This is a genomic window from Pseudofrankia sp. DC12, assembly GCF_000966285.1.
GTDB lineage: Bacteria > Actinomycetota > Actinomycetes > Frankiales > Frankiaceae > Pseudofrankia.
Map to the genome: position 1 here is coordinate 5,864,028 of NZ_KQ031391.1, position 20,989 is coordinate 5,885,016.

A 20,989-nucleotide genomic window follows, 5' to 3' on the forward strand; every position below is an offset into this window, starting at 1 on the left:
GGGGAGCGGTGCCCACCTTCGTGAGGCCCCCGAACCGGCCTGGCCCCGGTGTCAGACCGCGTCCTGAGAGATGACGACAGACCGAATCATGATCCATCGGTAGCCCCCAGACACGGGCCTCACTGCCGTGGCCGTGCGCAGACATCGTTCCCCGCGCAGCGGACCTCAACCCCGGCGAGAACCGTCCAACGCCCATGGGACCACCAGCGGCCGGACATCGCAGAGACATCGGCCGGACATGCTCCCGACGCCGGCCTGGTCGTCGAACGAGACGCCACCGACACGGCGTTCCGCACCTCCCGTCAGGTTGTGTAAGCTGAGCCCGCAGCACGATCGACACGCGCCGGCCGGACCTGCTCTCTGGTCCCGCCCAGCCGGTCGAAGTGCCTGCGGCTCGGGCGTATAGCTCAGGGGTAGAGCGCTGCCTTCACACGGCAGAGGCCCGTGGTTCGAAACCACGTACGCCCACCGAGTCGGATCCTCCTGTTCGCCGCCTTTGGCGGCTCGCGGGGGACCGCGATGTCTGCCCAGGGGGGCGACCCCCTGGAACCCCCGGGTCAGGGGCTTCGCCCCCGACACCCCCGTTCGTTCGCCTTTGGCTCGCTTCGCCTTGTGGTTGGGTTTGCCGCCTTTGGCGGCTCCCCTGTGGTGGCTGTGTTCAGGGGGATCTCCGGACGTCGTGGGTGGGGGGCTTCGCTCCGACACCCTGTTCGTTCGCCTTCGGCTCACGTCACTTTGGGTTACGGGGTCCTGCTCGCCGCTGTGGTGGCTGGCCGGTCGTGGGGTTTGGGGCTTGGGCGGTGGGGTGGAGGCGGCTGGGTCCTGGGGGCTCCCTTGCTGGTCCGGGGCGGGGTCGTGTGGGCGCCGGGTGGGTGGGGCGTCGTTTGGAGTCTCGTGGGTGGGGGGACTGCGGGCCACTGATCGGTGGGGGGAGTGTCCGGGGGCGGGGGGTACGGGGTGGGTGGGTCACCCTGGGTGGCGGCGTGGCGCGGGTTGGAGTCACCCGGTGTGGCTGGCGACGGGGGCGTCAGGTGGTCCGGGGGTGGGGGCGGAGGACTGATCAAGGGGGGTGGTCGGGGGGTGGATTGGGCGGCGTTCGGGGCTGGGGGTGCTGGTACGGTCGGGGGCACGGTTCCCCGGGGCGCCGTCGGCGCGGCGTTGGACGGGCTCTTAGCTGATTTCACGGACTGTCATGTGACGTCAGGGCCGTCGGCGGGGGTGCCGTGGAACGGACATGAGGTAGAGGTTCTTGCGCAGCAAGCTGGACGGCCGGTGACCGACACCACCACGCCCGCGGGGGTCCCCGGAGACCCACACCAGCTGGCTCCAGGCGGAGCGAAGGTTCCCCTCGACGAGCAGGCCGGCGTCGGCATGCGGGACGCGTTCCAGCGGCTGTACACCCCGCACCGGATGGCCTACATCAAGGGCGAGGGCCGCACCGACGAGAGCGCCTGCCCGTTCTGCGAGATCCCGGGCCTGAGCGACGAGGACGGCCTGGTCGTCGCCCGCGGCACCGACGTCTACGCCGTGCTGAACCTTTATCCGTACAACGCCGGTCATCTGATGGTCGTCCCGTACCGGCACGTGGCCGACTACGCCGACCTCACCCCGGACGAGGCCGTCGAGATGGCCTTCTTCATGCAGAAGGCGCTGCGCGCGCTGCGGCTGGCCAGCGGCGCGCACGGCTTCAACACCGGGATGAACCTCGGCACCATCGCCGGCGCGGGGATCGCCGGGCACGTCCACCAGCACGTCGTGCCGCGCTGGGGCGGGGACACGAACTTCATGCCGGTCGTCGGCGGCACCCGGGTCCTGCCCGCACTCCTTCCCGACACCCGCACCCTCATCGCCGAGGCCTGGCAGAAGATCGCAAGCGACAGCTGAGACGACGGCTGGGACGGGCCGTCAGTGCCCGCCCCAGCCGCCGGCGACTCAGCCGGCCCGATCCTTGATGATGGTCGCGGCCAGGTGTTCGGGCATCGGCTCGTGGCGGCTGAGATGGCGGGTGAAGGTGCCCGTGCCCTGGGTGAGCGCGCGCAGTTCGACCGCGTACCGGAGCATCTCCAGCTCGGGGACCTCCGCCCGGACCACCGTGCGTCCCACGTCGCCCGCGCCCAACGGCTCCATACCGATGACCCGGCCACGCCGGCTGGACAGGTCGCCCATCACGGCGCCGACGTGCTCGTCGGGCACGAGGACGGACACGTCCAGCAGCGGCTCGAGCAGCGCCACGCCGGCCTTCGCGGCCGCGTCGCGCAGCGCGAGCCCGCCGGCCACCTGGAAGGCCAGGTCGGACGAGTCCACGCTGTGCGCCTTCCCGTCGACGAGCCGGACCCGGATGTCCACCATCGGGTGGCCGGTGGCCACGCCCCTGGCCATCTGCGCGGCCAGCCCCTTCTGGACTGAGGGGATGAACGCCCGTGGAACCGCGCCGCCGACGACCTCGTCGACGAACTCGAAGCCGGCCCCAGAGGGCAGCGGCTCCACCTCGATCTGGCAGATGGCGTACTGACCGTGCCCGCCGGACTGCTTCACGAGCCGGCCCAGGCCGTGAGCCGGGCCGCGCACCGTCTCCCGCAGCGCGATCCGGGGCTCCTGCCGGTCCACGTCGACGCCGTACCGGCTGGCGAGCCGCTCGATCAGGACGTCGGCGTGCGCCTCACCCATGCACCACAGCAGCAGTTGGGCGGTCTCCGGGTCCGTGCGGACTGTCACCGTCGGGTCCTCGGCGGCCAGTCGTGCCAACGCCGTCGGCAGCTTGTCCTCGTCGGACTTCGTCCTGGCCGTGATCGCGACCGGCAGCAGCGGCTCCGGCATCATCCAGGGGGCCAGCAGCCGGGGGTCGTCCCGGTCCGAGATGGTGTCGCCGGTCTCGGCCGTGCCGAGCTTGGTCACCACGCAGATCCCGCCCGCGGCGCAGGCGTCGACCGCGTGCAGCGCCGTGCCGTCCGGCGCCTGCAGCGCGCCGATCTTCTCATCGACGTCGTGGTCGGGATGGCCGGCGGCGGCCCGGCCGTGGCCGCTGACGCGCACGGTCGCGTCCGGGCGCAGCGTCCCGGAGAAGACCCGGACCAGGGACATCCGGCCGACGTACGGGTCGGTCGTCGTGCGGACGACCTCGGCGAGCAGCGGGCCGTCCGGGTCCGCCGCCATCCCCGGGCAGCCCGAGCCGTCGCACCGGGTCAGCGGCGGCAGCGGGTGCTCGGCCGGGGAAGGGAACGCGTCGACCATCAGGTCGAGCAGCTCGACCGAGCCGACCGGCAGGCCGGCGCCGCCGGCGGCCCGGGCGAACGGCAGCACCGGGTGGAAATGGCCGCGGGCGATCGCGGTCTCGGCGTCGTCCAGCAGCGTTCCCGGGTCGAGATCCTCGCCGCCGAGGTAGCGGTCGAGCAGGGTCTCGTCCTCGCTCTCGGCGATGATGCCCTCAATGAGGGCGCCTCGGGCGTCCTGGGCGGCGCCGTCGAGCTCCGCACGGTCGGCCAGGTCGCGCCGGTCCTTGCCGGCGTACTCGACGACGTGGCCGGTGAGCAGCCCGAACAGGCGGCTACCGGCCCCGGGCCGGGAGGACCCGTCCGGCAGGTAGACGGGGAGCACGCCGGCGCCGAACGCCTCCTGGCAGGCGGTGACGGCGGCGGCGAAGTCGGCCCGCGGGTGGTCGAGCCGGGTCACGACGACCGCGCGGGGCATGTCGACCGCCGCGCACTCGGCCCACAGTGCCTTCGTCGCGCCATCGACCCCGTCGACCGCGCTCACGACGAACAGGGCGGCGTCGGCGGCCCGCAGGCCGGCGCGCAGCTCGCCGACGAAGTCCGGGTAGCCCGGCGTGTCCAGCAGGTTGATCGTCATGTCGCGGTGGCGCAGCGCGGACAACGTCAGGCTGGTCCCGCGGGTCGATCGGTGTTCGGCATCCCCGTGGCGGCCCTGCTGGGCCGAGCCGGCGCCACCGGCACCGGCCACGGCCAGCAGGTCCTCGGCCAGCGCGGTCTTGCCCGCGCCGGTATGGCCCACGAGGACGACGTTGCGGACATCAGCCGCGGTAAACGGCATCTCCGGCCTCCGTTCGGTCGTGCCGAACGCCGCCGGCGCGTCAGCGAACTGGCGCGTCAGTGGACAGAGGCCGCGACGGGCGCACTGGAGAAGCGCGTTCGGTTGCGTGCGCCCCTGGCGATCCGCGCCCGGCGGATCGCTGGGAGTCGGGCGGCCTCCCTCGCTCGGACGGTTGCGACGTCGCCGCCCAGCGTGCGCCCCTGTGATGTAACGCACAAGACCTCATCGGTTCCTCCTGTGTGGCATGCCGTCCATCTGGGGCTCGCGACCCGTCCGGCGGCCCGGGTGTGGCGGGCGGCGCGGGCGGTGCCGCTGGGTAGGGTGAACCCGCGCGAACACCCCGCGCCGGACACGACGGGACGGACATGCTCGCTAGCAAGGCGCGGCCGCAGATCAACCGGCTGCTGGCGCCGGTAAGCCGCTGGGCCGCGCGGACGTCGCTCTCGCCGGACCTGGTGACGATCATCGGCACCATCGGCGTGGTCGGCGGCGCGCTCGCGTTCTTCACCCGCGGCCAGTTCTTCGTCGGCACCGTCGTGATCACCGTGTTCGTCTTCTCGGACCTGATCGACGGGGTGATCGCGCGGGCGCGCGGCATCTCGTCGAAGTGGGGTGCCTTCCTCGACTCCACCTCCGACCGGCTCGGCGACGGCGCGGTCTTCGGCTCGCTGGTCCTCTGGTACGCGGGCGACGGCCATTCGCTGCCGCTGGCCGGCGCGACGCTGATCAGCCTGGTCGCCGCGGCCGTCACCTCGTACGTCAAGGCGCGCGCCGAGAGCCTCGGCTTCGACTGCAACGTCGGGATCGCCGAGCGGGGCGAGCGGCTGCTGATCCTGCTGGTCGCCGCCGGGCTCTATGGCCTGGGCGTGCCGTACCTGCTGCCGATCGCGCTGTGGCTGCTGGCCGCGCTGACAGTGATCACGGTCTGCCAGCGGATCTGGCATGTCTACCGGCAGTTCCAGAGCTCCGGCGGCGCCGGCGCGGTGGCGGCGGCCACGGCGCCCGTGCCGGCCGCCGCCGAACCGACCGTCGGCGGCGTCGACGGCCCGACCGCCATGGCCGGGCCGGTCAGCGCGGCCGCGGCCGGCTGAGCGCGCCGATCCGGCAGCCCGATGTCCAGCAGGACCACCGATCTGAGCTATGCCCTCGGCTGGCGGGTCGTGCGCGTGCTGCCCGAGCGGCTGGCCGCCCGCTGCTTTGACGCCGCCGCGGACTGGGCCACCCGCCGCGGCGGCAAGGGCGTCCGGCGGCTGCGGGCGAACCTGGCCAGGGTGGTGCCCGAGGGAACCGACCTCGACGCGCTCACCCGCGCCGCGATGCGGTCCTACGCCCGCTACTGGCTGGAGGTGTTCCGGCTCCAGGACATGCCGCGGGAGCGCTACGTCAGTGACCAGTTCTTCCTCAACGACGAGTTCCACCTGCGTGACGCGTACGCCGCCGGCAAGGGCCTGATCCTCGCGCTGCCGCACATGGGGAGCTGGGAGCTGGCCGGCGCCTGGCTGGTCGCCACCGGAATCCCGTTCACCACCGTCGCGGAGCGGCTGAAGCCCGAGTCGCTGTTCGACCGGTTCGTGGCCTTCCGCGAGTCGCTCGGTATGGAGGTCATCCCGCTGACCGGTGGCGCCGAGCCGCCGTCCGCGCTGCTCGCCGAGCGGCTGCTCGCCGGCGGCTGCCTGTGCCTGCTGGCCGACCGGGACCTGTCGGCCAGCGGCGTGCCGGTGGACTTCTTCGGCGCGCGGGCGCGGATGGCCGCCGGGCCCGCCGCCCTCGCGCTGCGAACCGGGGCCGCTCTGGTGCCGACCGCGCTGTGGTTCGACGGCAAGGGCTGGGGGGGCCAGATCTACCCACCTGTCGAGCACACCGACGTCGCCACGATGACCCAGGAGATGGCGGACGCGTTCGCCGACTCGATCGCGTCGCATCCGGTCGACTGGCATATGCTGCAGCGCATCTGGCCCGACCCGCCGGCACCGGCCGAGGACCGGGTCGAGGTGGGCCCGACCCGGTGAGGATCGGCCTCGCCTGCCCCTACACCTGGGATGTCCCAGGTGGCGTGCAGGTCCACGTCCGCGACCTGGCCGAGACGTTGATCGCGGCCGGTCACGACGTCTCGGTCATAACCCCGGCCGATGACTCCGACACGCTGCCTGGCTACGCCGTCGACGCTGGCCGGGCGCTGCCAGTGCCGTACAACGGCTCGGTCTCCAGGGTGCTGATGGGCCCGGTCTCCGCGACCCGGGTGCGCCGCTGGCTGCGCGAGAACGCGTTCGACGTGCTGCACGTGCACGAGCCCACCGCGCCGAGTGTCGGGCTGCTCGCCTGCATGCTCGCCGACGGCCCGATCGTCGCGACCTTCCACACGGCCAACCCTCGGTCGAAGATCCTCACGGCGGCCCAGGGCGCGCTGCAGCCGTCGCTGGAGAAGCTGCGGGCCCGGATCGCGGTCTCCGAGGCCGCCCGGCGCACCATCGTCGAGCATCTGGGCACTTCGGCGGTGCTGATCCCGAACGGGGTGCGGGTCGCCGCCTTCGCCGGGGCCAGGCCGATGCCTGGCTACGAGCCGCCCCGGCACACGGTCTGCTTCCTGGGGCGGATCGACGAGCCCCGTAAGGGCCTGGACGTGCTGCTCGCGGCGCTGCCGGAGCTGGCCCGCCGGGTCCCCGACGTCCGGCTGCTGGTCGCCGGGCCCGGCGACGTCGCGGCGGTCCGCTCCCGGCTGGACCCGGCGCTGCGGGACCGGGTCGAGCTGGTCGGCCTGGTGCCGAACGAGGAGAAGGCCAGGGTCTTCGCCTCCGGCGACGTCTACTGTGCGCCGAACACCGGCCAGGAGAGTTTCGGCATCGTGCTGCTGGAGGCGATGGCCTCTGGTATCCCGGTGATGGCCAGCGACCTCGACGCGTTCCGCCGGGTGCTCGACGACGGCCGGGCCGGCCGGCTGTTCGGCGTCGGCGAGCCGGCCCAGCTCGCCGACGGCCTAGCCGAGCTGCTGCTTGACGCCGCCGCCCGGGCCACGATCGCCGCGCGCGGCCGGGCCGTCGTCGCCGGCTACGACTGGCCGGTGATCGCCGAGTCGATCGTCGACCTCTACCGGATGGTCAGCGAGGGCGCCGGCCCTGTGTCCCTCGTCTCCTCCCCTCCCGACGTTTGAGGCGATCGTCCGGACCGGGCGCTGAGCGTCGCCTCAACGGCTGCCGATCCATGACCTGGAGGCCGGTGGTCTGGGCTGCTCCGGGGCCGGCTTCGACACCGGGCCGGATGGCGTGTCGATCGCGCGACGCTTTTGGGGGCGGCGCGGTCGGATCGACCAGGCGTTCATTACGCTGCCGAGGATGACTCTCGTCGTGGTCGTGGTCGCCGCGGTCGTGGCGGTCGCGACCTACCTCACCTGGCTGGCCCGCCGCCTCGACCGGCTGGGAGTGCGGGTGGATGCGGCGCGAGCCGGGCTGCTCACCCAACTGGTGGCCAGGGCGACGGCCGCCGCCGCGCTGGCCGAGAGCCGTGGCCTCGCGCCACTGGCGGCGGTGGCCGAGCAGGCGGCGGCTGGGCATCTCGCGCCGCGTGCCGGGGCGCCGCTGGACACGGTGGTCGAGGACACGGAGAACCAGCTCAGCCGGGCGCTGCGGGCGCCTGAGGTGGCCTCCAGCGGGCAGGGCGCCCCGGATCTGCTGCACGCCGTCGACTCGGCGGCCGCTCGGGTGGCGCTCGCCCGGCAGTTGCACAACGACGCGGTCCGGGACCTGCGCGCGCTGCGTGGCCGACGGCTGGTGCGGGTGCTGCGGCTGGGGGGCCGCCGGCCGCTGCCGGCCTACTTCGAGATCGACGACGCGCTGCCTGTCTGGGTCGAGACGCCGGGTGCGCCGGCCGCCGAGGGCGTCCCGCTCCGGCGCCTGGCGGCCGACGCCGCGACGGCCCGCGGCGATGTGCCCGACACCCTGCCCGAGGCAGCCCCGTAGGACCGCGATAGCGCTACTCATCGGTTACCTGGAGTGGTACCTGCTGGGCTTCTTGGGGAGAAGGCGGGTCCGGCCGGCCGTACCATGGTGGAACAGGGGCAAGTGCCACCACCGAAGTCACACCAGTTGAGAGTCACAGCAGTTGAGCCACAGCACCTGAAGGCTCAGCACCTGAAGGCTCAGCACTAACTGATCGCTGACGAGACTGCCCGCCGTTGTCGATGTGAGAGAGACGGACCGCTATGTCTGCCGGAGTCACGCCCGCTGGAACGCCCACCGGAGCCACCGGGGCAGTGCCCGGCGGGCGACCCGGGCCGGCGCGAGAGGCCGGCACCGCGCGGGTGAAGCGGGGCATGGCCGAGATGCTCAAGGGCGGCGTCATCATGGACGTCGTCACCCCGGATCAGGCCAAGATCGCCGAGGATGCCGGCGCTGTCGCCGTGATGGCGCTGGAGCGCGTCCCGGCCGACATCCGGGCCCAGGGCGGCGTCTCCCGGATGAGCGACCCGGACATGATCCAGGGGATCATCGAGGCGGTCTCCATCCCGGTCATGGCCAAGGCCCGGATCGGCCACTTCGTCGAGGCCCAGGTGCTGCAGGCGCTCGGCGTGGACTACGTCGACGAGTCCGAGGTGCTCACCCCGGCCGACCCGCACCACCACATCGACAAGTGGGGCTTCACGGTCCCCTTCGTCTGTGGTGCCACCAACCTGGGCGAGGCGCTCCGGCGGATCTCCGAGGGCGCGGCGATGATCCGCTCGAAGGGTGAGGCGGGCACCGGCGAGGTCTCCAACGCCGTCGTGCACATGCGCACCATCCGAGGCGAGATCGCCCGGCTGTCCACGCTGCCGGCCGACGAGCTCTACTCGGCGGCGAAGGAGCTGCGCGCCCCGTATGACCTGGTGGCCGAGGTCGCCGCGCTCGGGACGCTGCCCGTCGTGCTCTTCACGGCCGGCGGCATCGCCACCCCGGCCGACGCGGCACTGATGATGCAGCTCGGCGCGGACGGTGTCTTCGTCGGCTCCGGCATCTTCAAGTCCGGCGACCCGGCGAAGCGGGCGCGGGCGATCGTCGAGGCCACGACGATGTACAACGACCCGGGCGTCATCGCCAAGGTCTCCCGGGGCCTCGGCGAGGCGATGGTCGGCATCAACGTCTTCGAGACCCCGAACGCCGCCCGGTTCGCGGACCGCGGCTGGTGACGGCGGGCGTGACGGCACGCCGCGCGCACCGCTCGGGGGTGGGTACATGACCTCGTGGCATCCCCGGGTTGGGGTGCTCGCGTTGCAGGGTGACGTGCGGGAGCACTCCCGGGCGCTGGCCGCGGTGGGCGCCGAGGCCGTGGAGGTACGGCGGCCGGCCGAGCTGGCCGCCGTCGACGGCCTGGTGCTGCCGGGTGGTGAGTCGACCACCATCGGCCGGCTGCTGAAGATCTTCGAGCTGCTCGAGCCGCTCCGGGATGCCGTCACGGATGGTCTTCCGGTGTACGGTTCGTGCGCTGGCATGATCCTGCTCGCGCGGGACGTGCTGGACGGCCGGCCCGACCAGCCGCTGATCGGTGGGCTCGACGTGGTCGTGCGGCGCAACGCCTTCGGGCGTCAGGTCGACTCGTTCGAGGCCGACCTCGACGTCGCCGGGGTCGACGGCCCGCCCGTGCACGCCGTGTTCATCCGCGCTCCGTGGGTGGAGAAGGCCGGCGACGCGGTGACGGTCCTGGCCCGGGTCGGAGAGCATCCGGTGGCCGTGCGGCAGGGGCACCTGCTGGCCACCTCGTTCCACCCCGAGCTGACCGGGGACACCCGGATGCACGAGCTGTTCGTCGAGATGGTTCAGGAGTCGGCGGCCGGCTAGCCGTGTTCGCTGCCCTTCGGGCAGCTTCCCGGTGGGCCGTCGCCAGATGTCTGCTCCGGGGGGCACCTCCCCCGACTGTCCGCCAGCGCGGCCAGGCGGGGACTCCGGTGTCGAGCTTCGCTCGACCAAGGGGTGCGATCATGAAGTCTCCCGCGCCGCGTACGGGCCGGGCCACGAAGTAGAGGGGCAGGGCATGAGCGGTCACTCCAAGTGGGCGACCACGAAGCACCAGAAGGCGGTCAAGGACGCCCGTCGGGGCAAGCTGTTCGCCAAACTGATCAAGACGATCGAGGTCGCGGCGAAGACCGGCGGCGGCGACCCCGCGGGCAACCCGACGCTCGCGGACGCGATCGCGAAGGCGAAGTCGCAGTCGGTGCCGAATGAGAACATCGACCGCGCCGTCAAGCGCGGCTCCGGTGAGCTCGGCGACGCCGTCAACTACGAGTCGATCACCTACGAGGCCTACGGCCCGAACGGGGTCGCGGTGATGGTCGAGTGCCTGACCGACAACCGCAACCGGGCCGCCTCGGACGTCCGGGTAGCGATCACCCGTAACGGCGGCACGGTCGCCGACCCGGGCTCGGTCGCCTACCTGTTCAACCGCAAGGGCGTCCTGCTGGTCACCAAGACCAAGGACCTGACCGAGGACGACGTGCTGCTGGCCGTGCTCGACGCCGGCGCCGACGAGGTCAACGACCTCGGCGAGGCGTTCGAGGTCATCTCCGAGGCGACCGACCTGCACGCGGTCCGGGTCGCGGCGACCGACGCCGGCCTGGTGATCGACTCGGCCGACATCTCGTGGCTGCCGAGCGTCAGCGTGCCGCTGGGGGCCGAGCCGGCCCGCAAGGTGCTCAAGCTCGTCGACGCGCTGGAGGACCTGGACGACGTCCAGTCCGTCTGGTTCAACGCCGACATCTCGGACGAGATCATGGAGCTGGTGGCCGGTTAGCCGCGTGTCGCGGATGTCCTGATGCGCCCCCCTCCTACACTCCGAACAGGCGTTCGTGTTGGCGGAGATGGGCGGTCATGCGGTCCGAGCTGGTGTGCCCCGTTCGCTGCCCTGGTCAGCTTCCCGAGGGCCGCGATGTCTGCCCGGGGGGCACCTCCCCCGACTGCCCGCCAGCGCGGCCAGCCGGGGATCCCGGGTTCCGGACCCCGATGTCGGAGTGCGCTCGACTGGTCCGGGAGGCTGAGGGGTCATGCGGGTACTAGGTGTCGATCCCGGGCTGACGAGATGTGGGCTCGGGGTGGTCGACGGTGGGGGTGCCGGGCGGCGGGCGACGCTCGTCGAGGTCGGGGTCGCGCGCACCCCGGCGGCCGACGACGTCGCCATCCGGCTGCGGGACATCTCGGTGGAGATCGAGGCGTGGCTCGACCGGCACCAGCCCCAGGCGGTCGCCGTCGAGCGGGTGTTCAGCCAGGCGAACGTGCGCACGGTGATGGGCACCGCCCAGGTCGGGGCCGTCGCGATCGTGCTCGCGGCGCGCCGCGGCCTGCCGGTCGCGCTCTACACCCCCAGCGAGGTCAAGGCCGCCGTCACCGGCAGCGGCCGTGCGGAGAAGGCCCAGGTGACCTTCATGATCTCCAGGCTGCTCGACCTGGACACCCCGCCACGACCGGCCGACGCCGCGGACGCGCTCGCTCTCGCGCTGTGCCACATCTGGCGTGGCCCAGCCCTCGCCCGGGTACGCGCCGCGGTGGCCGGCGGGGGAGCGCAGGCATGATCGCGTCGGTTGCGGGGACGGTGCTGTCGGTGTCGCCGACGGCGGCCGTCGTCGAGGTCGGCGGGGTGGGGCTGCTGGTCCAGTGCACCCCGGCGACGCTGGCCGGTCTCGCCGTCGGCGAGCCGGCCCGGCTCGCGACCGCGCTGGTCGTCAGGGAGACCGAGCTGACCCTCTACGGCTTCGCCGACGCGGACGAGCGTGACGTCTACGAGACCCTGCAGGGCGCGGCCGGCGTGGGCCCCAAGCTCGCCCAGGCGGTACTGGGCGTGCTCGCCCCGGACGAGGTGCGCCGGGCCGTGGCGGACGAGGACCTGGCGGCGCTGACCAGGGTGCCGGGCGTCGGCCGCAAGGGCGCTCAGCGCATCGTGCTCGACCTCAAGGACAAGCTCGGCCCGCCCGTCGGCGGCGGGCCCGCGCGCCCGGCCGCCGGGGGCCGGGTCCTGCCCTCGCCGCGCACTGCCCCCGAGCAGGTCACCGACGCGCTGGGCGGTCTCGGATACTCGACCCGGGAGGCCGAGGACGCCGTGGCGGCGGTGCTCGCCGGCGACGGCACCGACACCGACGACGTGTCGGCCCTGCTGCGCGCCGCGCTCGCCGTGCTGCGGCCCCGGTAGCCGGGACCACGGACCGGGACAACGAGCTGACGGGTGGCACGGATGGGTGAGGACGGGCTGGTCGCGGCGGCCGCCGACGCCGAGGAGCGTGCCTTCGAGGCGGGGCTGCGCCCGCGGACACTGGCGGAGTTCGTCGGTCAGCGCAAGGCCCGGGAGCAGCTTTCGATCATGCTGGCCGGGGCGCGCGGGCGAGGGCGACCGCCGGACCACGTGCTGCTGTCCGGGCCTCCTGGGCTCGGCAAGACCAGCCTCGCGATGATCATCGCGCAGGAGCTGGCGGTGCCGTTGCGGCTGACCAGCGGCCCGGCGATCGAGCGGGCGGGGGACCTGGTCGCGATCCTCACCGCGCTCGCCCCCGGCGAGGTGCTCTTCATCGACGAGATCCACCGGATCGCCCGGCCGGCCGAGGAGCTTCTCTACTCGGCGATGGAGGACTTCCGCGTCGACGTGGTGCTCGGCAAGGGGCCCGGCGCGACCGCGATCCCGCTCGCCGTCGCGCCGTTCACGCTGGTCGGGGCGACCACCCGGGCCGGCCTGCTGACCGGGCCGATGCGGGACCGGTTCGGCTTCACCGCGCACCTGGACTTCTACGACCCGGACGAGCTGGTCGCGGTGCTCGCCCGCTCGGCCCGGCTGCTGGGGGTGGAGCTCACGCCAGCGGGTGCCACCGAGGTCGCAGGGCGCTCCCGCGGCACCCCCCGCATCGCCAACCGGCTGCTGCGCCGGGTTCGCGACTATGCCGAGGTGCGCGCCGACGGCGTGGTCACCCTCGACGTCGCCCAGGCGGCGCTGCGGGTCTACGACGTCGACTCGCTCGGTCTCGACCGGCTCGACCGCGCGGTGCTCACCGCCCTGGTGAAGCGGTTCGGTGGCGGGCCGGTCGGGCTCACCACGCTGGCCGTGTCGGTCGGCGAGGAGCCGGAGACCGTCGAGGACGTCGCGGAGCCGTTCCTCCTGCGGGCCGGTCTGCTGGTGCGGACCGCGCGTGGGCGGATGGCCACGCCGGCGGCCTTCACCCACCTCGGCTTCGACCCTCCGGACCAGGAGCTCGGCCGGGCGCAGGTGCCACCGGCTCAGGCGGCTCTGTTCTCGGAACCGGGATTCCGGGCGGACGCCCGGCCGGAGACCTGACGGGCGGCGCCTGGGACCGGACGGGGTCGTGGGTCCGGCGGAAGTCCCTGTGGACGGACACCGCTCATCCACAGATCGTTGTGCGGGCCTGACACGCAGCGCATTCAGGCACACGCTATGAGCACAGACCGTCGTGCGCTCGTGATCAGAGCACTCGCTGTGACCGTAATGATGGCATCCCGCTGGCCGAGGACGAGTCGCCACGGCGGAAACGGGGCCGACCCGGTGGCGAAACCGGCGCGTCTTGGTGCCCTCCCGTCGAGTCCCGTGGCCTGATACGTACGATCGGCCGCGACACCGAGGAGGAACAGGACGTGCACCTATTCGCGGCCGCGGCGATCGCGGCCAATGACGAGGCCGCCAGCAAGTCGAGTGGCGGCTTCGGGAGCTGGCTGCTCCCGCTCCTGATCGTCCTGGTCGGGGTCTACTTCTTCACGATGCAGCGTCGGCGGCAGCGCGCGGCTCAGAGCGAGCAGTCGAAGCTCGGCCCCGGCACGCTCGTCATGACGCGCAGTGGCCTCTACGGGACGATCGTCGAGACCGACGGCGAGGACATCCTGCTGGAGATCGCGCCGGACGTGGTCTGCCGGTTCAACCGTGGCGCGGTCGGCCGGGTCATCAGCTCCCCGGACACCGCTGGTGTCCCGGAGGAGGACACCGCCGTGTCGTTCGAGAAGGACGCCGAATCCCCGGCGGACGACGCGCCAGCCGCCGAGACGCCGGCCGACGAGCAGGCTGTGACTCCGGAAGCGCCGGAGGCCAGTAAGCCCCCGAAGAAGGACCTGTAGGCGCGGCACCGGCGCGGGCAGCCTCTTCGTGCGTGAAGCGGGCCTGGCCGTCGGTGGCGAGTCGGAATCGGCTCCCCAGCGCCTGGTAGACAGAACGACTCGTCGGGTCCTCGCGGGGCGATGGAACGTCCCAAGGCCTGCGCCCGTCGGATAGTTTGGCTCCGGTCGGGATCATCCGATCCGGTGGGCAGAAGGGAAATCCGTTGGCACGACGGTCGACGCGAGCGCGGGAGACCCGCTCGTCATGGCTCCGGCTGGGGTTCCTCGCCGGTGTGCTCGCGGTGCTCTACGCGGTCATGGCTCTCACCGGGACGTTGACGCCTCGGCTCGGCCTGGACCTGCAGGGCGGCACGAGCGTCATCCTCACGCCGCGCGCCACGCAGGCCGGCCAGAAGGTCAACAGCGGCGCGGTCGACAAGGCGGTCGACATCATCCGGCAGCGGGTCGACGGCCTCGGTGTCGCCGAGTCCGAGGTGAAGCGCAACGGCAACCAGATCGAGATCTCGGTACCCGGCCGTGGCCGCTCCGACGTCGTGAACCTGGTAGGCCAGACCGCCGAGCTGCGCTTCCGCACGGTCTACACGTCCGGCGCCGGCACCGCGGTCGCCCCGTCCCCGACGGCCACTGCCCCGGTGGCGCCGTCCGCGTCGCCGTCGGCGGGCAGCACGCTCGCACCGGCGAGCGCGACGCCGACCGCGGCCGGCGCGACCACGCCGGCCAGCCCCAAGCCCACGGCGGGCGGCGCCGCGACTCCGACGGCCGGGGCTACCTCGACAGCGCGGGCCGACGCGGTCGGTTCGGCCCTGCTGGCCGCCGGCGCGGCGACCCCGGCGGCGACCAAGGCGCCGTCCGCGACGCCTACGCCGGCTGCCTCGGCGAGCGCCGCCGTGGCCGCGACCGCCTCGCCCACTCCGGCGGCGACCGCCAGCCCCTCGGCGAGCGCGGCGACGCCACCCGCCGACGTGCAGAAGAAGTACGATGCGCTGGTCTGCCCGGAGAAGGTGCGCACCACGGACGCCCCCGGTGACTGGACCGCGGCCTGCTCGAAGGACAACACCACCAAGTATCTGCTGATGCCCGCGTCCGTCGTCGGAACGGACGTCAAGACCGCCCAGGCACAGCTGCAGACCACCGGCGGCACCTCGAACGTCTCCACCGGCCAGTGGGTCGTCTCCGTCAGCTTCACCGGCTCCGGCCAGAAGAAGTTCACCAAGCTGACCGAGGAAACGATCAACAAGCCGGTGGCGATCGTCCTCGACGGCATCGTGCAGTCGGCCCCGGTCACCAACGAGCGCATCCCCGGCGACGCGAGCATCTCGGGCAACTTCACGCAGTCGTCGGCCAACGACCTGGCGAACGTCCTGAAGTACGGTGCCCTCCCGCTGGCGTTCGAGAAGTCGCAGGCGGAGTCCATCTCCCCGACGCTCGGCCACAGCGAGCTGCGCGGCGGCATGCTCGCGCTCGCCATCGGCCTCGGGCTGGTCATCCTGTACTCGTTCTTCTACTACCGGCTGCTGGGCGTGGTCGTGATCGCGTCGCTCGTGGTCAGCGGGCTGCTGGTCTACGCGACGGTCTGCCTGCTCGGCTCGGCTATCGGCTTCACCCTGACGCTCGCCGGCATCGCCGGCCTCATCCTGTCCGTCGGTGTCACCGCCGACTCGTTCGTCGTCTACTTCGAACGAATCAAGGACGAGGTGCGTGAGGGCCGAACGATCGGCCACGCGGTCGAGCGGGCCTGGCCAGCGGCCCGGCGCACCATCCTGTCCGCGGACACGGTCTCGTTCCTCGCCGCGGCGGTCCTCTACATCGTGTCCATCGGCTCCGTTCGCGGCTTCGCGTTCACCCTCGGCCTGTCGACCCTGTCTGACGTGGTGCTCGTGTTCATCTTCACCCGGCCGCTCGTGACGCTCCTGGTCCGGCTGCGGCTGTTCACGTCGCCGCGGTGGTCGGGGCTGAACCCGTCGAACCGGGGCGGGCCGCTGGCCGCGGCGCGCCCCCGGCTCGCTCGGCGGGCAGCGCCGGCCGACGGGCCCGGCTCGCCACCTGGCACCGCGACCGCGCGGGTCGGCGGGTCATCCGGACAGAAGCGGGAGTCCTGAGAGATGTCTTCGGCGATCACCCGGTTCCTGCGCGGCCAACACTCCTTCGACTTCATCGGCCGACGCCGGGTCTGGTACATCATCTCGGGCACGCTGCTCGTGATCTGCATCATCAGCATGATCGTGCGTGGCTTCTCGCTGGGCATCGACTTCTCCGGTGGCGCGGTCTTCCAGTTCCCGTCGAAGGGCCACTCGATCGAGGACGCTCGCGGCGCGCTGCACGAGGCGGGCGTCAACGCGGACGACGCGGTCATCCAGGAGCTGCAGACCAGCAAGCAGCTGCGCGTGCAGACCCCGGTCCTCACCGACGCCCAGACGACGAAGGTCGCGACCGCGATCGAGAAGGACTTCGGGGCGAAGTCCACCGAGATCGACATCTCGACGGTCGGCGCCTCGTGGGGCTCGACCATCACCAGCAAGGCCATCGAAGGACTTGTGATCTTCCTGGTCCTGGTGATGATCTACCTGTCGGTCCGGTTCGAGTGGAAGATGGCGGCCGCCGCGATGGCGGCGTTGATCCATGACCTCGTGGTCACGCTCGGCGTCTATTCGCTGATCGGGTTCGAGGTCACCCCGGACACGGTCATCGCGGTTCTCGCGATCCTCGGTTTCTCGCTGTACGACACCGTCGTCGTGTTCGACCGGATACGCGAGAACACGGCCGGCATGGCGACCTCCAGCAAGCGGACGTACGCCGAGGCCACGAACGACTCGCTCAACGAGACCCTGGTCCGGTCGCTGAACACGTCGTTCATCGCCCTGATCCCGGTCGCGTCCCTGCTGTTCGTCGGCGCCGGGCTGCTGGGCGCCGGCACGCTGAAGGACCTCGCCCTGGCCCAGTTCGTCGGCATCGCCTCCGGCACCTACTCGTCGATCTTCTTCGCGGCGCCGCTGCTGGTGGACCTGAAGCGCAACGAGCAGGCGGTCAAGGCCCTCGACGCGCGGGTTACCCGGGCGCGGACGAATGCCGCCCGGTCCGCCGCCGCCGAGACGGCCAAGGCCGGGTCGGGATCGGCGCCGGCCGGGCGCTCCGCGCCCTACGCCGTCGCCTACGCCGCCGACGGTCCGGATGTGGGAGACGACCGGACGCCGGCGCCGGCCGGGGCGACGCCCCGCCGGCCCGGAGCCCGCCCCGGGCAGCCGGCGGCGGGGCGCGGACCCGCTGCGGCGCGCCGAGATGGCGGACGCGGTCGCTCCGGCGGCAGGAAGCGGCGGTAAGAAGGCGCCATGACGAGCATCGACACCCCGCAGGACGCGGCGCTGGCCGCGGCCACCGAGGCGCTGCGCACACATGTGCGCGACGTCCACGACTTCCCGCAGCCCGGGGTCGTGTTCAAGGACATCACCCCGCTGCTGGCCACCCCGGCCGCGTTCGGAGCCGTCATCGGGGCGCTCGCCGAGACCGCCCGGCGGGTCGGCGCGACCGTCATCGCCGGGATCGAAGCCCGCGGCTTCCTGCTGGCTGCGCCGGTCGCGGACCGGGTCGGCGCCGGGATCGTGCCGATCCGCAAGCAGGGCAAGCTGCCCGGACGCACCGTCGCCGAGTCCTACGCGCTGGAGTACGGCACCGCAACGCTGGAGATCCACCACGACGCGGTCGGCCCTGGTGAACGGGTGCTCATCGTCGATGATGTGCTGGCCACCGGGGGTACCGCCGCCGCGGCCGCGAACCTGATCTGCCACGGCGGCGCCGAGGTACTCGGTCTCGCCGTGCTGATGGAGCTCACGTTCCTGGCCGGCCGGGAGCGGATCCCGTCACTGGACGTGACCGCCCTTCTGACGGTCTGACCGTTGCTCGCCGACTCCCGCTGATGCGTCTCGGTGGCCTGTGACGCTGGGGAGCGACCTCCTGGAGGCGGACCGGGCCGAGCCGCTCGCGGACGGCTGGGTGGCGGCGAGCGTTCCCGCGCGACCAGCCCGACTGTTCCGGACCCCCCGGCAGGCGGCAACCGTCCGCGGCGTGGGCACGTTTGAGTGGGCAGGCCGGTCTGCCATCGGGATCACGTCGTGACGGCCCGGGTTGCGGAAGGACGGCGGCTAACCCAGCGTTAGTCTCGAAGTCAGACTTTCCGGCAGGAGCAACCCGTGCCCGACGCAGTCCCGGTGACCACCGGCGCCACGCTCCCGGCGTCCGGGCCCGCCAAGGGCCCGGCGCCGGAGCGACGCCGTGTGCCGCCCGGGACCGGCGCCGGCGCCGTGGCGGACGGGTCCGCCGCCGCGCGACCCGCCGAGGCAGCCGAGCAGGAGCACGCCCCCGAGCCCGCCACAGGCGCCCCGGCGAACGGCGGGAAGACACTGGTCACGCCGTTGAACGGCGGCCCGGGTGGAGCCACTCCAGGTGCCCTGGCGGACGGCGGGCCGAGCCCCGAGTCACCCAGCTCCGGCAACGGTGCGGCCGGGCCCTCGGTGGTCGCCATCGGCGGCGGGCTGCTCGCGGGCGGCGGGGTGCTCGCCGCGGGCCGGCTGGCCGGGCCGGGGGAGCTTCCCGAGGACGGCTCCCCGGTGCCACCCCGCCTGGGCCACGAGTCGCCGCCGGTGCCGCGGCGGCTGCGGGCCCGGCTCTCCCGGCTCTCGGCGCACCGCGCCACCCCGCCGTCGGCGCTCGACCCGGTGATCCGCGGCCTGGTCGCCAACCACCCGAAGGCTGACACCGGCCCCGTCCAGCTGGCCTTCCAGGTCGCCGACGCCGCGCACGCCGGCCAGGTCCGGGCCTCCGGCCACCCCTACATCACGCATCCGATCGCCGTCGCCGGCATCCTCGCCGACCTGGGCATGGACATCCCCACCCTGTGCGCCGCGCTGCTGCACGACACCCTCGAGCAGACGACGCTCACCGTCGAGCAGATCAGCGAGCAGTTCGGCGACCAGGTCGCGCTCATCGTCGACGCGGTCAGCCGGTTGCAGAAGGTCAACGCCGGCGAGATGGCCCAGGCGGAGATGATCCGCCGCATGGTGATCGCGATGGCCCGCGACCCGCGCGCGCTCGTCGTCAAGCTCGCCGACCGGCTGCACAACATGCGCACACTGCGCTTCCTGCCCGAGCACCGGCAGGAGCGCAAGGCCCGCCAGACCCTCGAGGTGTACGCGCCGCTGGCGCACCGGCTCGGGATGAACTCACTGAAGTGGGAGCTGGAGGATCTCTCGTTCGCCGCGCTCTACCCGAAGCGCTACGACGAGATCGTCCGGCTCGTCGCCGACCGGGCGCCCAGCAGGGACGTCTACCTCGACGACGTCACCGCGCACGTGCAGGGCTACCTGGCGGCGGCCGGGATCGAGTCGGTCGTGTCCGGCCGGCCCAAGCACTACTACTCGATCTACCAGAAGATGGTCGTGCGCGGCCGGTCCTTCGACGACATCTACGACCTGGTCGGCATCAGGGTGCTGGTCGACTCGGTCCGGGACTGCTACGCGGCGCTGGGCACCGTCCACGCGAACTGGAAGCCGATCCCGGGCCGGTTCAAGGATTACATCGCGATGCCCAAGTACAACATGTACCAGTCGCTGCACACGACCGTGATCGGCCCGGAGGGCAAGCCGGTCGAGCTGCAGATCCGCACGCACGGGATGCACAACCGGGCCGAGTACGGCATCGCCGCCCACTGGAAGTACAAGGAGGACGGCCGCACCGCCGGCCGCCGCCGCGCCGCCGACCCGGACCTGGCCAGCTGGCTGCGCCAGATCCTCGACTGGCAGCGCGAGTCCGCCGACCCGGGCGAGTTCCTCGACAGCCTGCGCTTCGAGGCGCCGGCCGACGAGGTCTTCGTGTTCACCCCGAAGGGCGACGTCATCCCGCTGCCCGCCGGCTCGACCCCGGTCGACTTCGCCTACGCGGTCCACACCGACGTCGGCAACCAGTGCGTCGGCGCGCGGATCAACGGGCGGCTCGTCGCCCTGGACACCGCGCTCGACAACGGCGACACCGTGGAGATCTTCACGTCGCGGGCGCAGTCCGCCGGTCCCAGCGAGGACTGGCTGACCTTCGTCCGGTCGTCCCGGGCCCGCTCGAAGATCCGCCAGTGGCACGCGCGGGAGCGCCGCGAGGACGCCGTCGTCGCCGGCCGGGACGCCATCGCGCGCACCCTGCGCCGCCACGGCCTGCCGCTGACCAGGCTGATGACCGGTGAGGGCCTGCTGACGCTGGCCAAGGAGCTCGGCTACACCGACGTCAGCGCGCTGTACGCCGGGGTGGGGGAGAACAACCTCAGCGCGCAGGCCGTGGTGAACCGGCTGCTGACCGCGATGGGCAGCCCGGAGGCGACCGAGGAGGACGTCGCCGACGTCGTCCTGCCGATCCGCCCGCTGCGCCGCTCCACCGGCGACCCGGGCGTGCTGGTCTCCGGAACCGCCGACATCTGGGTGAAGCTGGCCAGGTGCTGTACGCCGATGCCGGGCGACGAGATCGCCGGCCTGGTGACGAGGGGCCGGGGCGTGTCGGTGCACCGCGCGGACTGCGCCAACGTCGGCGACGTCAGCTCGCCGGTGGCCGACCGCTTCGTCGACGTCGAATGGGCCCCGTCGTCCGGCTCGGTATTCCTGGTGGTGATCCAGGTCGAGGCGATGGACCGGGCGAAGCTGCTGTCGGACGTGACCCGGGTGCTGTCCGATCATCACGTCAACATCCTGTCCGCGTCGGTGACGACGAACCGCGAGCAGGTGGCGATCAGCCGGTTCACCTTCGAGATGGGGGACGCCAAGCACCTCGGCCAGGTTCTGGCCGCGGTCCGGCGGATCGACGGTGTCTATGACTGTTTCCGTGTCACGTCTGGCATACAGGGCTAGGCG

At 72.6% G+C, this 20,989-nt stretch carries 17 protein-coding genes and 1 tRNA gene; 17 read left to right on the plus strand and 1 reads right to left on the minus strand.

Annotated elements, in window-relative coordinates; translation table 11 throughout:
* The first annotated feature begins 396 nt into the window (after positions 1-396).
* Together FRADC12_RS23625 and FRADC12_RS23630 are read left to right on the plus strand one after the other, a co-directional pair.
* Positions 397-468 (plus strand) — tRNA-Val (locus tag FRADC12_RS23625).
* Positions 469-1,371: 903 nt separating this feature from the next.
* Positions 1,372-1,884 carry an HIT family protein gene (locus FRADC12_RS23630; RefSeq protein WP_084011413.1) on the plus strand — a complete coding sequence of 171 codons (513 nt, stop codon included), beginning with the start codon at positions 1,372-1,374 and terminating at the stop codon, positions 1,882-1,884.
* Positions 1,885-1,932: 48 nt separating this feature from the next.
* Here FRADC12_RS23630 and FRADC12_RS23635 read toward each other — a convergent pair whose 3' ends face one another.
* Positions 1,933-4,047, minus strand: coding sequence for an elongation factor G-like protein EF-G2 (locus FRADC12_RS23635; RefSeq protein ID WP_045878269.1), 2,115 nt, complete (start codon positions 4,045-4,047; stop codon positions 1,933-1,935).
* Positions 4,048-4,412: 365 nt separating this feature from the next.
* Here FRADC12_RS23635 and pgsA point away from each other — a divergent pair, with 365 nt between their 5' ends.
* The 15 genes from pgsA to FRADC12_RS23715 all read left to right on the plus strand — a co-directional run bounded on the left by pgsA (position 4,413) and on the right by FRADC12_RS23715 (position 20,986).
* The gene (pgsA, locus tag FRADC12_RS23640) at positions 4,413-5,138 is read left to right on the plus strand and encodes a phosphatidylinositol phosphate synthase (protein WP_045878270.1); all 726 of its coding nucleotides are present in this window, start codon (positions 4,413-4,415) and stop codon (positions 5,136-5,138) included.
* A gap of 21 nt (positions 5,139-5,159) precedes the next feature.
* Positions 5,160-6,056, plus strand: a complete 897-nt coding sequence (locus FRADC12_RS23645) for a phosphatidylinositol mannoside acyltransferase (protein ID WP_045878271.1) — start codon at positions 5,160-5,162, stop codon at positions 6,054-6,056.
* Entirely contained in the window at positions 6,053-7,195 is a 1,143-nt protein-coding gene (locus FRADC12_RS23650) for a glycosyltransferase family 4 protein (RefSeq protein WP_045878272.1), read from the plus strand. Before FRADC12_RS23645 ends, FRADC12_RS23650 begins: the two co-directional genes overlap by 4 nt.
* A gap of 181 nt (positions 7,196-7,376) precedes the next feature.
* The gene (locus tag FRADC12_RS23655; RefSeq protein WP_045878273.1) at positions 7,377-8,000 is read left to right on the plus strand and encodes a hypothetical protein; all 624 of its coding nucleotides are present in this window, start codon (positions 7,377-7,379) and stop codon (positions 7,998-8,000) included.
* A 242-nt stretch (positions 8,001-8,242) separates the two neighbouring features.
* Positions 8,243-9,202: a pyridoxal 5'-phosphate synthase lyase subunit PdxS gene (gene pdxS, locus FRADC12_RS23660; protein WP_045878274.1), complete on the plus strand. Its 960-nt coding sequence runs from the start codon at positions 8,243-8,245 to the stop codon at positions 9,200-9,202.
* A gap of 46 nt (positions 9,203-9,248) precedes the next feature.
* A complete protein-coding gene (gene pdxT, locus FRADC12_RS23665) occupies positions 9,249-9,851 on the plus strand; it encodes a pyridoxal 5'-phosphate synthase glutaminase subunit PdxT (RefSeq protein ID WP_045878275.1) in 603 nt (200 codons plus the stop codon).
* A gap of 193 nt (positions 9,852-10,044) precedes the next feature.
* A complete protein-coding gene (locus FRADC12_RS23670) occupies positions 10,045-10,800 on the plus strand; it encodes a YebC/PmpR family DNA-binding transcriptional regulator (protein ID WP_045878276.1) in 756 nt (251 codons plus the stop codon).
* Positions 10,801-11,050: 250 nt separating this feature from the next.
* Positions 11,051-11,575, plus strand: a complete 525-nt coding sequence (ruvC, locus tag FRADC12_RS23675; RefSeq protein WP_045878277.1) for a crossover junction endodeoxyribonuclease RuvC — start codon at positions 11,051-11,053, stop codon at positions 11,573-11,575.
* On the plus strand, positions 11,572-12,189 hold the full coding sequence (gene ruvA, locus FRADC12_RS23680; RefSeq protein WP_045878278.1) for a Holliday junction branch migration protein RuvA: 618 nt from the start codon (positions 11,572-11,574) through the stop codon (positions 12,187-12,189). Before ruvC ends, ruvA begins: the two co-directional genes overlap by 4 nt.
* 42 nt (positions 12,190-12,231) lie before the next feature.
* Positions 12,232-13,320 (plus strand): Holliday junction branch migration DNA helicase RuvB, encoded by a 1,089-nt coding sequence (ruvB, locus tag FRADC12_RS23685; RefSeq protein WP_045878279.1) that lies wholly within the window; start codon positions 12,232-12,234, stop codon positions 13,318-13,320.
* 314 nt (positions 13,321-13,634) lie between these two features.
* Positions 13,635-14,108 (plus strand): preprotein translocase subunit YajC, encoded by a 474-nt coding sequence (yajC, locus tag FRADC12_RS23690; protein WP_045878280.1) that lies wholly within the window; start codon positions 13,635-13,637, stop codon positions 14,106-14,108.
* A gap of 203 nt (positions 14,109-14,311) precedes the next feature.
* On the plus strand, positions 14,312-16,207 hold the full coding sequence (gene secD / locus FRADC12_RS23695) for a protein translocase subunit SecD (protein ID WP_198153021.1): 1,896 nt from the start codon (positions 14,312-14,314) through the stop codon (positions 16,205-16,207).
* A gap of 3 nt (positions 16,208-16,210) precedes the next feature.
* On the plus strand, positions 16,211-17,425 hold the full coding sequence (gene secF, locus FRADC12_RS23700; RefSeq protein ID WP_045878281.1) for a protein translocase subunit SecF: 1,215 nt from the start codon (positions 16,211-16,213) through the stop codon (positions 17,423-17,425).
* Positions 17,426-17,434: 9 nt separating this feature from the next.
* Positions 17,435-17,995: an adenine phosphoribosyltransferase gene (locus tag FRADC12_RS23705; RefSeq protein WP_045878282.1), complete on the plus strand. Its 561-nt coding sequence runs from the start codon at positions 17,435-17,437 to the stop codon at positions 17,993-17,995.
* A gap of 297 nt (positions 17,996-18,292) precedes the next feature.
* Positions 18,293-20,986: a RelA/SpoT family protein gene (locus tag FRADC12_RS23715; protein ID WP_045878284.1), complete on the plus strand. Its 2,694-nt coding sequence runs from the start codon at positions 18,293-18,295 to the stop codon at positions 20,984-20,986.
* Positions 20,987-20,989: the final 3 nt, after the last annotated feature.